The sequence below is a fragment of the Bacillus aerolatus genome (assembly GCF_009183655.1).
In the GTDB taxonomy this organism is placed as follows: domain Bacteria; phylum Bacillota; class Bacilli; order Bacillales; family Domibacillaceae; genus Pseudobacillus; species Pseudobacillus aerolatus.
Window position 1 is genome coordinate 206,662 of the sequence record NZ_WEIO01000002.1, and the last position, 12,494, is coordinate 219,155.

14 protein-coding genes are annotated in these 12,494 nt (G+C 43.5%); 13 read left to right on the forward strand and 1 reads right to left on the reverse strand.

The features are described 5' to 3' along the window. Positions 1–12: 12 nt before the first annotated feature. The 10 genes from def (at position 13) to spoVM (ending at position 9,041) form a co-directional block, all read left to right on the forward strand. Entirely contained in the window at positions 13–498 is a 486-nt protein-coding gene (gene def, locus F9802_RS04635) for a peptide deformylase (RefSeq protein WP_152149991.1), read from the forward strand. Further along, a complete protein-coding gene (gene fmt, locus F9802_RS04640) occupies positions 495–1,439 on the forward strand; it encodes a methionyl-tRNA formyltransferase (RefSeq protein ID WP_152149992.1) in 945 nt (314 codons plus the stop codon). Before def ends, fmt begins: the two co-directional genes overlap by 4 nt. Position 1,440: 1 nt before the next feature. Beyond that, a complete protein-coding gene (gene rsmB, locus F9802_RS04645) occupies positions 1,441–2,781 on the forward strand; it encodes a 16S rRNA (cytosine(967)-C(5))-methyltransferase RsmB (RefSeq protein WP_152149993.1) in 1,341 nt (446 codons plus the stop codon). Then, positions 2,781–3,872, forward strand: a complete 1,092-nt coding sequence (rlmN, locus tag F9802_RS04650) for a 23S rRNA (adenine(2503)-C(2))-methyltransferase RlmN (RefSeq protein WP_152149994.1) — start codon at positions 2,781–2,783, stop codon at positions 3,870–3,872. Before rsmB ends, rlmN begins: the two co-directional genes overlap by 1 nt. 6 nt (positions 3,873–3,878) lie before the next feature. Then, positions 3,879–4,628 (forward strand): Stp1/IreP family PP2C-type Ser/Thr phosphatase, encoded by a 750-nt coding sequence (locus F9802_RS04655; RefSeq protein ID WP_152149995.1) that lies wholly within the window; start codon positions 3,879–3,881, stop codon positions 4,626–4,628. 7 nt (positions 4,629–4,635) lie between these two features. Continuing rightward, positions 4,636–6,645, forward strand: a complete 2,010-nt coding sequence (gene pknB / locus F9802_RS04660; RefSeq protein ID WP_152150280.1) for a Stk1 family PASTA domain-containing Ser/Thr kinase — start codon at positions 4,636–4,638, stop codon at positions 6,643–6,645. 11 nt (positions 6,646–6,656) lie between these two features. Continuing rightward, positions 6,657–7,538, forward strand: coding sequence for a ribosome small subunit-dependent GTPase A (gene rsgA, locus F9802_RS04665; RefSeq protein WP_152149996.1), 882 nt, complete (start codon positions 6,657–6,659; stop codon positions 7,536–7,538). Position 7,539: 1 nt separating this feature from the next. Further along, complete coding sequence (gene rpe, locus F9802_RS04670) at positions 7,540–8,193, forward strand: ribulose-phosphate 3-epimerase (protein WP_152149997.1); 654 nt, start codon at positions 7,540–7,542, stop codon at positions 8,191–8,193. A gap of 97 nt (positions 8,194–8,290) precedes the next feature. Next, positions 8,291–8,935 carry a thiamine diphosphokinase gene (locus F9802_RS04675; RefSeq protein ID WP_225435205.1) on the forward strand — a complete coding sequence of 215 codons (645 nt, stop codon included), beginning with the start codon at positions 8,291–8,293 and terminating at the stop codon, positions 8,933–8,935. A 28-nt stretch (positions 8,936–8,963) separates the two neighbouring features. Further along, positions 8,964–9,041, forward strand: a complete 78-nt coding sequence (gene spoVM / locus F9802_RS04680; RefSeq protein WP_082090066.1) for a stage V sporulation protein SpoVM — start codon at positions 8,964–8,966, stop codon at positions 9,039–9,041. Between the two features lie 81 nt (positions 9,042–9,122). Here the strand turns inward: spoVM and rpmB are convergent, their stop codons facing one another. Beyond that, entirely contained in the window at positions 9,123–9,311 is a 189-nt protein-coding gene (gene rpmB, locus F9802_RS04685) for a 50S ribosomal protein L28 (protein ID WP_041099906.1), read from the reverse strand. Positions 9,312–9,564: 253 nt separating this feature from the next. Between rpmB and F9802_RS04690 the strand changes: the two genes are divergently transcribed. From F9802_RS04690 to sdaAB, 3 genes are all read left to right on the forward strand, one after another. Further along, positions 9,565–9,927, forward strand: coding sequence for an Asp23/Gls24 family envelope stress response protein (locus tag F9802_RS04690; protein WP_152149999.1), 363 nt, complete (start codon positions 9,565–9,567; stop codon positions 9,925–9,927). Positions 9,928–9,944: 17 nt separating this feature from the next. Further along, entirely contained in the window at positions 9,945–11,621 is a 1,677-nt protein-coding gene (locus tag F9802_RS04695; RefSeq protein WP_152150000.1) for a DAK2 domain-containing protein, read from the forward strand. Positions 11,622–11,817: 196 nt separating this feature from the next. After that, entirely contained in the window at positions 11,818–12,480 is a 663-nt protein-coding gene (gene sdaAB / locus F9802_RS04700; RefSeq protein ID WP_152150001.1) for an L-serine ammonia-lyase, iron-sulfur-dependent subunit beta, read from the forward strand. Positions 12,481–12,494 lie beyond the last annotated feature (14 nt).

Sequence of the window (12,494 nt, forward strand, 5' to 3'; positions counted from 1 at the left end):
GGGAGGATTATTTTGGCACAATTACCGATCGTGTGTTATCCGGACGTTATCCTTGAAAAAAAATGCGAACCGGTTACACAATTTGATAAAAAGTTAAAAAAGCTCGTAAATGATATGCATGAAACGATGATAGCAGCGGATGGAGTCGGGCTCGCTGCTCCTCAAATCGGAAAAGACTTGCAATTAGCCATCGTCGATATTGAAGATGAAAACGGCTTGATTACATTTGTCAATCCTGTCATTGAAGAAGCGAAAGGAAGCGAGACCGATATAGAAGGCTGCTTAAGCTTTCCAGGCTTATACGGCCATGTGACGCGTCCTTCCTATGTCAAGGTGAAAGCCCAGGATGTAAAAGGGCGTTTTTTCACATTAAAGGCAGAAGGGTTTTTAGCCCGGGCGATTCAACATGAAATCGATCATCTGCACGGTATTTTGTTTACCTCAAAAGTAGAAGAGTATGTATCAGAACAAGAGCTGGAAACGGAGGAAACGTCATGACGAATATCGTTTTTATGGGAACGCCTGATTTCTCTGTCCCAGTATTGTCTACGCTGATTAAAGACGGCTACTCTATTCTGTCCGTCGTGACTCAGCCCGATCGTCCAGTGGGCAGAAAACGGGTGCTTACACCACCTCCTGTTAAAGTGGAAGCATTAAAGCATCACATTCCGGTTTTACAGCCCGAGAATCTGAAATCCTCGGAAGAGTTGCAGCAAATTATCGATTTAGAACCAGATGTAATCGTGACGGCCGCTTACGGTCAAATTTTGCCGAAAGAGCTCCTCGATGCGCCAAAGTTCGGCTGCATTAATGTTCATGCCTCGCTTCTTCCGGAACTGCGCGGGGGGGCGCCTATTCATTACTCCATTTTGCAAGGTAAGGAAAAAACAGGAATTACCATTATGTATATGGCAGAAAAATTGGATGCAGGGGATATCATCAGCCAGGCGGAGGTTATAATAGAAGAAACAGACCATGTCGGCAGTTTGCATGATAAATTAAGTGAGACAGGCTCCCGCTTATTGTCTGAAACGCTGCCTAAGCTCGTTGCGGGCGAAATTTCTCCTGTGAAACAAGATGAAGCGAAAGCTACTTTCGCTTCGAACATTAAACGAGAACAAGAAAAGATTGACTGGTCAAAAACGGGGGAAGAGATTTATAACCACATTCGCGGTTTGCATCCATGGCCTGTTGCTTATACAACGCTTGATGGCCAAGTGATGAAAATCTGGTGGGGTGAAAAAGTTCAGTCTGACAAACAAGCAGAACCGGGAACCATTATTGCTCTTGAAGAAGATGGCTTTATTGCAGCTACTGGCAGCCAAACGGCTATCAAAGTGATCGATGTACAGCCTTCTGGAAAAAAGCGCATGTCTGCAGAGCAATATTTAAGAGGAGCCGGTGCGGAGCTTGCTCCAGGCAAGAAGTTAGGAGAATAAAATGAAACAAAAAAAGAAACAAGTGCGGGAAATCGCTCTTGATCTACTCGAAGCGGTTGAGAAAAATCAGTCTTACAGCAATTTACTGCTCCACTCGGCTATCGAAAAACATGGATTGTCTGGAAGAGATGCCGGCCTTTTGACAGAAATTACGTATGGGACGATTCAACGAAAATTAACATTGGATTTCTTTTTGGATCCGTTCATTAAAAAAAAGCTGGAGCCGTGGGTCCAACAGCTGCTGCGCCTGTCTTTATATCAAATGGTGTACTTAGACAAAGTACCTGAGCGGGCTATTATTCACGAAGCGGTGGAAATTGCCAAATTGAGAGGTCACAAAGGCATTTCCGGCCTTATCAATGGTATCCTTCGTTCTGTGCAGAGAAATGGATTGCGTGATTTTTCGGAAATAACGGATGAAGCCGAACGGATTTCGATTGAAACGAGCCATCCCCTTTGGCTCGTCAAGAGGTGGATGAACCAATTCGGAACAGAAAAAACGAAAGAAATGTGTGCCATCAATTTGACAGCACCGATGCAGACGATTCGAGTAAATGAAACAAAAGCGAACAGAGAAGAAGTACTGCAAAGGCTGCAAGCAGAAGGATTCGATGCAGAACCGAGTGAAGTCATTCCGGAAGCGATTCGTATTTTAAAAGGGAATGCCGCCCGTTCGAATGTGTTTGAAAGCGGCATGGCCACGATCCAAGATGAAAGTTCAATGATTGTTGCCTATGCGCTCGATATTCAGCCCGGCGAAAAGATTTTTGATGCCTGTGCCGCACCGGGTGGAAAGACGACTCACATTGCGGAAAAACTAACTAACAGCGGATCCGTCACTGCTCTTGACTTACATGACCATAAAATTAAGCTCATTAAACAAAATGCGGAACGACTCGGCCTAACAAATGTTCAAACAAAAGCTTGGGACAGCCGCAAGGCGGAAGAGATGTTTGAAAAAGAAAGTTTTGATCGTATTTTAGTAGATGCACCGTGTTCAGGACTTGGCGTATTGCGAAGAAAACCAGATATAAAATATGTAAAAAGGGAAAAAGATCTCTTTACTCTTCAACATATACAGCTGGATATTTTGGCTGCTGTCGCGCCTCTTTTGAAAAAAGGCGGTATTCTCGTTTACAGTACGTGTACAACAGATACTGAAGAAAATGAGGGCACAGTTAAAAAGTTTTTAGAAGCCCAGACTGATTTTGAACCTGCAGCACTTACAAACCTGCCGCCTGTCATTCAGACAATGACAGACAATCACATGCTCCAAGTTCTTCCGCAAGACTTCGGCGGAGACGGGTTCTTTATCAGCAAATTAAGAAAGAAGGTGCAATAATGGAGCAAGCAACAACAACGAGAGAAAAAGCCGGAAACGAGCAGCAACTGCCATCCATTTATTCCTTGCAATTGCAAGAATTAAAAGATTGGTTAAAAGAGCACGATGAAAAGCCGTTTCGCGCAGAACAGATTTTCGACTGGCTATATAAAAAACGGGTCGCTTCCTACGAGGATATGTCCAATTTATCGAAGCCATTAAGAGATAAGCTTGCCGCTCATTTTACAATCACGACTTTAAAAACACTGATTCAACAAGAATCCACAGACGGTACTATTAAATTTTTATTCGAACTTCATGACGGCTATTCAATTGAAACGGTACTAATGCGCCATGAATACGGCAATTCCGTTTGTGTGACAACACAAGTCGGCTGCCGTATTGGCTGTACGTTTTGTGCCTCCACACTTGGCGGTTTAAAACGCCATTTAGAAGCAGGAGAAATTGTGGCGCAAGTCGTAAAGGTTCAGCAGGCACTCGATGAAAAAGAAGAGCGAGTCAGTTCAGTTGTCATCATGGGCATCGGCGAACCGTTCGATAACTATGACCAAATGCTTGCTTTCTTGAAAATCATCAACCACGATAAAAGCTTGAATATCGGAGCTCGTCACATTACCGTATCGACAAGCGGCATTATTCCGAAAATCTATAAGTTTGCAGATGAGAATATGCAAATTAACTTTGCGATTTCACTACATGCTCCGAACAATGAACTGCGGACAAAGCTAATGCCGATTAATAAAGCTTATAAGCTGCCTGAATTAATGGATGCTGTCCGTTATTATGTCGAGAAAACCGGCCGCAGAATCAGCTTTGAATACGGTTTGTTCGGCGGAGAAAACGATTCGGTTGAACACGCGGAAGAGCTGGCGGCGCTTATTAAAGGAATTAAGTGCCACGTCAATTTAATCCCGGTAAACTATGTACCCGAACGTGATTATGTACGTACACCAAAAGAAAAGATCTTTGAGTTTGAAAAGACGCTAAAAACGCGCGGTGTCAATGTGACTATTCGACGCGAACAAGGTCATGACATCGATGCAGCCTGCGGACAGTTGCGGGCGAAAGAGCGGTCAGAAGAAACGAGGTGAGCCCTTATGAATTCTGTCTTCCGGACAGATAAAGGCCGAATTCGTCCTCACAATGAAGACAATGGCGGTGTGTTTCTTAATGCAGCCAAAGATTGCCTGGCCATCGTAGCAGATGGCATGGGCGGGCACAATGCAGGAGACGTTGCCAGCCAGATGACCATTGAGACGATGAAATCGCAATGGCTGAAAATAGAACGGATTGAAAACGCGAATCAAGCTGAACAATGGCTGAAAACAGCCATTTTAAAAAGTAACGAAAAAGTTTTATTACATGCCAAAGATTTTCCCGAATGCAGCGGTATGGGCACGACTCTCGTTGCAGCAATTTGTACAGCCAGCTTTTGTACGATTGCAAATATTGGGGACAGCCGCTGCTATATTCTAAATGAAAATGGCTTTTCACAAATTACGGAAGACCACTCACTCGTAAATGAACTCGTTAAATCGGGTGAAATTACGAAGGAGGATGCTGAGCACCATCCCCGAAAAAATGTACTAACGCGTGCGCTTGGCACAGCGCCGGATGTAACGGCAGATTTTTATACGGTTATCTTTGAACAAGGGGACTCGATTCTTCTTTGTTCAGACGGCTTATCCAATAAATTGGCACAGCAAGACATGCAGCAGATTTTGCAAGCCGGCCTTTCCATTGAGGAAAAAGCCGATTCATTCGTCCATATGGCAAATGAAAATGGCGGGGAAGACAATATAACTCTTGTTATTCTCGAACATTCTGCTGGCCTTGAAGGCGGGTGAGAGCATGATGTTAATTGGAAAGCGACTAAGCGGCCGCTATAAAATCATTAAAATGATCGGCGGCGGCGGAATGGCCAACGTATATTTGGCGCAGGATATCATTCTAGAAAGAGACGTCGCGATAAAAGTGCTGCGGCTTGATTTTGTGAATGAAGATGAATTTCTCCGGCGTTTTCAAAGAGAAGCTCAGTCCGCCACAAGCCTTGTTCATCCCCATATAGTTAATATTTATGATGTGGGAGAAGAGGAAGGCATTAATTATATTGTGATGGAATATGTGGATGGAATGACATTAAAACAATATATTCAGCAACATTCCCCAATCCCTGTGGAAAAAACAATTGATATTATGAAGCAGCTCGCTTCAGCTATTGCCTTTGCTCATCACAATTCAATTATTCACCGAGACATAAAACCGCATAATATATTAATGGACCGGGATGGAAATGTGAAAATTACCGATTTTGGCATTGCCATGGCGTTAAGTGCGACATCGATCACCCAGACGAATGCGGTTCTCGGTTCGGTACACTATATCTCTCCTGAACAGGCGCGCGGCGGAATAGCTACAAAAAAATCCGATATTTATGCTTTGGGTATCGTGATGTTTGAACTGCTGACGGGACAGCTGCCGTTTTCAGGCGAGTCCGCTGTTTCCATTGCGTTAAAGCATTTGCAGGTGGAAACGCCGTCCGTGAAAAGGTGGAACCCGGCGATTGCACAAAGCGTGGAAAACATTGTGCTGAAAGCAACGGCTAAAGATCCATTTCATCGGTATAACAGCCTTGAAGAAATGGAACAGGATTTAGCGACAGCATTGGATCCGGAAAGAGCCAATGAAGAAAAGTTTTTTATTGGAGAAGATCAAGAAAAAACAAAAGCAATGCCGGTCATTACGGACAGCCAGCTTGCGGAAGATCCTGATACAACAATTGTCCGGCCTGCAGAAACAACAAAACAGCAGAAGCAGCCGGAAAATACAATAGAAAAGAAAAAACGAAAGAAATGGCCGATCATTTTACTTGTATTCGCCTTGTTCGCTATTTTATCCGTAGCGGCCGTAGCTCTCGTTCCTGCTTTGCTGGGGCCGAAAGAAATAAACGTGCCAGATGTAAGCGGCAAGCAGCTTGATGAAGCGATATCTGAACTTGTCACAAAAGGATTTAAAGTCGGCCAAACGAAACAACAGTCCAGCGATACTGTGCCAGAAGGAGTCGTGATTAAAACAGACCCGACCGCTCACAGGATGATAAAAGAAGGCGATACTGTCAATATTTACATTAGTTCAGGTAAAGAAACTGTTTCCTTTGCTGATTACAGCGGTGAATCATTTGATGAAGTGAAGGAAGAGCTTGAAGAAGCCGGTTTCAAAACGGTTGAACAAAAGACGACGCATGATGAAAGCGCAGCTGGAACAATTATTGATCAAGACCCAGACCCGGAAAATCAAGTGATACCTGATGAAACAAATGTCATTTTTACTGTCAGCACAGGACCCGAAAAAATTTCGCTTATCGATTTGACTGATTATAACGAAAAAGGTTTAAAAGATTATGCCTCATCAACGGGGCTAAATATCGTTGTAACGAAAGAAGCTTATTCGGACACTGTATCGAAAGGGCTCGTTATCTCTCAATACCCGGATCGAGGCACAGCGTTGAATAAAGGAGACGAGGTCCAAGTTACCGTATCTAAAGGCAAAAAAGAAATCCCTCCTAAGACGGTAACGAAAGAAATTACGATCCCTTACGAGCCGGAAGAAGAAGGCCAGCCTCAGGAAGTGCAGATTTATATAGAAGATATGAACCACAGTATGACGGAACCGTTCGAAGTGCTGACGATTCAGGAGGATTTAAAGAAAACTCTGGAATTCATCGTTACGAAAGAAAGCAAGGCGGGCTACAAAGTCATTCGCGATCAAAGAGTGATTATAGATGAAACAATTCCATATCCGGAAGACGGAGAAGAAACAAACGCTGAAGAAGCCGATGCTCCGGAAGCTGGAGAAGAGACGTAAGGAGGAATGGAATGCCTGAAGGAAAAATAGTGAAAGCGCTGAGCGGATTTTATTACGTGGCAGATAACGGACGTATTATACAATGCCGGGGCAGAGGCGTTTTTCGGAAGCGGAAAGTGTCGCCGCTCGTTGGAGACTTTGTTGAATACCAGGCGGAAAACGATTTGGAAGGGTACATTTTAGCTATTGAAGAAAGAAAAAATGAGCTCGTCAGACCGCCGATTGCTAATGTTGATCAGGCGATTCTCGTTTTTTCTGCCGTCAGACCGGACTTCAGCACGATTTTGCTGGACCGTTTCCTCGTTTTAATTGAATCCAAGCAAATAGAACCGCTCATTTGTATAACGAAAATGGATCTTTTAAGTAAAGAAGAAGAGAATACTGTGAAAAGATATGCAGATCAGTATCGTTCGTTCGGCTATACGGTGGTTTTAACTTCATCAGAGAGACTTGTCACACTTGAGGAATTGAGAAGCTATTTGCACGGAAAGACGTCAGTTTTTGCCGGACAGTCCGGAGTGGGCAAATCATCTCTGTTGAATGCTCTTAAGCCTGAATTGGAATTAAAAACAGATGATATTTCTAATTCTCTTGGCCGCGGAAAGCATACAACCCGGCACGTAGAATTAATCAATGTGGAAGAAGGTCTTGTAGCAGATACCCCTGGCTTTAGTTCATTAGAATTAACAGAAATTGAAGCGGAAGACCTTTCGCAATATTTTCCGGAAATGGCTGAGCTAAGTCAATCGTGCAAATTCAGAGGCTGTTTGCACATTAACGAGCCGAAGTGCGCGGTCAAAGATGCTGTCGAAAAAGAGGAGGTGCCATCCTATCGATACGAACACTATTTACAGTTCATGGATGAAATAAAAGAAAGAAAGCCGAGGTATTAATGTGGTAAAAATAGCCCCATCCATTTTATCAGCAGACTTTGCCAAGCTGGGAGAAGAAATTAAAGAAGTGGAAGCTGGCGGAGCAGATTGGATTCACATCGACGTAATGGACGGTCATTTTGTGCCTAATATTACAATTGGACCTCTTATAGTGGAAGCTGTTCGTCCGCTTACAAAGCTGCCTTTAGATATTCATTTAATGATCGAAAATCCCGACCGTTATATTGAGGAATTTGCCCGGGCAGGTGCCGACTATATTACCGTACACGCGGAAGCTTGTCCGCATCTGCATAGGACGATTCAATTAATCCGTTCAACTGGAGCCAAACCTGGGGTCGTGTTAAATCCAGCGACGCCAGCATATGTGCTGCAACACATTTTGGAAGAAATTGACCTTGTTCTTCTGATGGCTGTAAATCCCGGATTTGGAAATCAACCTTTTATTCATTCGGTCAGACCGAAAATACGAGAAGTGAAAGAAATGATTGAATCAAAAAGACTGGATGTATTGATAGAAATTGACGGTGGCGTGAATATAGAGACGGCTAAGCTTTGCACAGATGCAGGAGCGGATGTACTAGTGGCCGGTTCGGCAATTTACGATCAAAAAGACCGGAAGCAGGCAATCGCTGATATTAAGCAATCAACACAGTAATAAAACAGCCGCGATTTAAAACAAGTCAAGGATGTGTAAATGGAGCCGCTTTTTACGGCTCCATTTATTCTGTCAGGAGGTGTACAAAAAATTGAGAGTGGTCTTAGTTGCCGGCGGACCGGAGTTGGAGTTGGCTGATTTGGAAGCATTCAAGGAGGAGGGTGTCTACTGGATCGGCGTAGACAGAGGCACACTTTATTTACTGAACAGAGGAATTATACCGCAGGCCGCTTTTGGTGATTTTGATTCGGTAACCGCGGAAGAGTGGCGATTGATTCAGCAGCAAGTAGAAGTGGTTCATCAATTTCCTCCTGAAAAAGACGAAACAGATTTGGAAATTGCTTTGATGAAGGCGATGGAAATGAAACCTGAACAATTATTTATCCTAGGAGCCACAGGAGGCAGATTGGATCACTTTTTTGGAACAATGAGTTTGCTTACGAGTAAATATATTGTAGGCAGTGACACGCAGATCGAAGTGGTTGACCGTTTTAACCGCTTATCTATTTGCGGCCCGGGAACGAGAAAAGCATGGAAAGATCCGAACTATAAATATTTTTCTTTTTTTCCTGTTTCCGGTGAAGTGACTGGCTTTACTTTGGACGGCTTTAAATATCCGCTTGAGAATCACACTGTCCAGGCAGGGTCAACCTTATATGTGAGTAATGAACTGGCAGGAGAAAGTGGTACTTTTTCATTTACTGGCGGCATATTAATGGTGGTAAGAAGTTCTGATGATTGAGCAGCTTTAAATTGGAGGGGTGGCAATCATGAAATTTTATACCATTAAACTGCCTAAATTTTTAGGCGGACTTGTCAAGGCGATGCTTGGCACACTGAAAAAGTGAAGGCAGGCCATAACTAGAGATAGATGATAAAACAAAAAGAAAAACCGGCTGTTTAACAGCCGGTTTTTCTTTTGGAAAGTATTATACACGCTCAACTTTTCCGGATTTTAATGCTCTTGCAGAAACCCAAACACGTTTAGGTTTCCCATCTACTAGAATGCGAACTTTTTGCAGGTTGGCACCCCAAGTACGCTTATTGGCGTTCATAGCGTGGGAACGAGTGTTGCCCGAGCGAGCTTTGCGACCTGTTACAACACATTTTTTTGGCATATTATTCACTCCTCACCGTTGAAGCTGAAAATAAATTGGTTTCAACACTTCATGATATTCTAAAAGATACCTTAATAATTTACCACACAACTTTTTTGATTGCAATAGTTCTCGCAAAGTCTTTCAAGAAAAAAACCTTGACATCATCTGGATCTTTTTGAAATGATATAGTGCGGATAGGAGATTTCTTTTAAATAAAAGACAAGTATAGTAAAATGTCTATAGCATAGCACCAATTTAAGGGGGGATCTCAGTGGCCATTGAGCTTAGAACAAAGTACGGACAAATTGATATTTCGAATGATGTAATTGCCATGATTGCAGGCGGCGCAGCAGTCGATTGCTATGGAATTGTGGGGATGGCGTCCAAAAAACAAATAAAAGACGGAATTACTGAAATTTTACGGCGGGAAAACTTTACTCGCGGTGTTGTCGTCCGTCAAGAAGAGGACCAGGTATTTATCGATATGTACATTATTGTGAGCTACGGAACAAAAATATCTGAAGTTGCTAACAATGTGCAATCAAAAGTGAAATATACGCTTGACCAGACTGTCGGCCTATCCGTCGATGCTGTAAATATTTTTGTGCAAGGGGTTCGGGTAACGAATCCGTAGGTGAGGAGGAAAGATTCGTGTCAATTACTTCATTGGATGGAAAGCGGTTTGCCGGCATGGTCCAAGCGGGGGCAAGTCATCTGACAGCCCATGCTGATATGGTAGATGCGCTAAACGTTTTTCCCGTTCCTGACGGAGACACAGGAACGAATATGAATTTATCCATGACTTCCGGAGCAAAGGAAGTACAGCAGCATATGAGTGATCATTTCGGCCAAACAGCAGCAGCTCTTTCGAAAGGGCTGCTTATGGGAGCGCGCGGAAATTCAGGCGTCATTTTGTCCCAGCTGTTCCGCGGATTTTCCAAAGCTGTTGAAAACAAACAGGAAGTAACGGGTAAGGAACTGGCCCAGGCTTTTGAAGCGGGCGTCGAAACAGCTTATAAAGCCGTGATGAAACCGGTGGAAGGAACGATTTTAACTGTTGCGAAAGATGCAGCGAAAAAAGCGGCGTCAGTTTCCAAAAAGCAAACGGATATTATCGGCGTGATGGAATCCCTAGTGGAAGAGGCGAGATCTTCACTAGCCCGCACGCCGGATCATTTGCCTGTTTTAAAAGAAGTCGGTGTCGTTGACAGTGGAGGGCAGGGACTGCTGCTCGTATATGAAGGGTTCTTAGCAGAGCTGAAGGGAGAAAAACTCTCTGAAATCGCTGGAATTATTCCGAATATGGACGAGCTTGTCAGTGCCCAGCATCATAAAAACATTCAAAGCTTCATGGATACAGCGGACATTGAATTCGGTTATTGCACTGAGTTTATGGTTCGATTTGAAGAAGGTAAGGTGAAAAACAACCCATTTTCTGAAGAAAAGTTTCGTTCGGATTTAAGCCAGTATGGAGATTCCCTGCTCGTCATTTCCGATGATGAAATTGCCAAAGTGCATATTCATTCTGAACAGCCAGGAGAAGTATTGACATATGGCCAGCGCTACGGCAGCCTGATTAGCATGAAGATTGAAAATATGCGCCAGCAGCACAGCGATATTGTTGGCAGCCCTGGGGGAACGCCAGTTTCTACGGCAGTGAAAAAGGAAAAGCAGGAATTCGGGGTTGTAACAGTCTGCATGGGCGAAGGAGTGGCGAGGCTGTTTGAAAGCATTGGTGCATCCGTGGTTATTGAAGGCGGACAGACAATGAACCCGAGCACAGAAGATATCGTCAAAGCCATTGAAGAAGTAAACGCTAAAAAGGTTATCATTTTACCGAATAATAAAAACATCATTATGGCAGCAGAGCAGGCTGCACAAGTCGTAGAAGTAGAAGCAGCAGTCGTTCCATCTAAAACGATTCCACAAGGAATGACGTCATTGCTCGCTTATAACCCTGAAGCAAGTTTGGAAGAAAACAAATCAGCCATGACTGCTGCTCTCTCTCATGTAAAAACAGGGCAAATTACGTTTGCTGTCCGTGATACGAACATTGATGGCATCGAAATTGCCAAAGATGACTTTATGGGAATTGCCGACGGGAAAATCTTGTTAACGGATAAAAACAAAACGCAAGCTGCAAAAGAACTGCTCCAGGCAATGATTGATGAAGACTCAGAAATCGTTACAATCATTTACGGAGAAGATGCTTCTGCAGAGGAAGTCAAAGCAGTGTCTGGTTTTATTGAAGAACAATTTGCGGAGGTAGAGGTTGAAATCCATAACGGCAAACAGCCGCTCTATTCCTTTATTTTCGCAGTCGAGTAATTCAAAAGAAGGGAGACTTCCCTTCTTTTTTCTTTGTGTGCATTTTTTTGCTATGCATAGTAAAATAGAAATGGTAGAGTTTTTTATCAACAGTGTAGTCATCCCGCTTCAAGTCTTTGTGCGCGGGATTTAACCATGTTTATATAGCAGCCGGATCAACCAGGTAAAAAAGGAATAGACTAAGGGAGGCAGCAAGGTGAAATATAAAAGTGTGTTTGATATAATTGGACCGATTATGATCGGGCCTTCAAGCTCTCATACAGCAGGTGCTGCAAGGATCGGCCGGGTGGCAAGAAGCCTATTTGGCCGGGAACCGAAATGGGCGGTAATTTCTTTTTACGGCTCATTTGCCCAAACGTATAAAGGACACGCAACAGATGTCGCGATTGTCGGCGGTCTTCTTGACTTTGATACATTTGATGAACGAATAAAAAATGCAGTAGTTATCGCAGAAGAGCGTGGGATGAATATACAATTTGTTAAGGAGAACAACGTGCCAGATCATCCGAATACAGCAAAGATTCGTATCGGGGACGATGAGGGGGAAATGGAGCTTGTCGGTATTTCAATCGGAGGCGGAAAAATTGAAATTATCGAATTAAATGGCTTTGAATTGAAGCTTACAGGGCATCATCCGGCCATTCTCGTTGTCCATGACGACCGTTCTGGTGCAATTGCAACCGTTTCCAATGAGTTGGCAAAGCATAATATTAATATCGGGCAAATGCAGGTTTCTCGAAAAGGCATAGGGGAAATGGCTCTAATGACAATCGAGGTAGATCAGACGATCAGTGAAGATATTCTCGCCGAAATCCGCCGTTTGCCTCATATTACGCAAGTAGCAAGAGTGGCTGATTAACAAGCCAATAAATT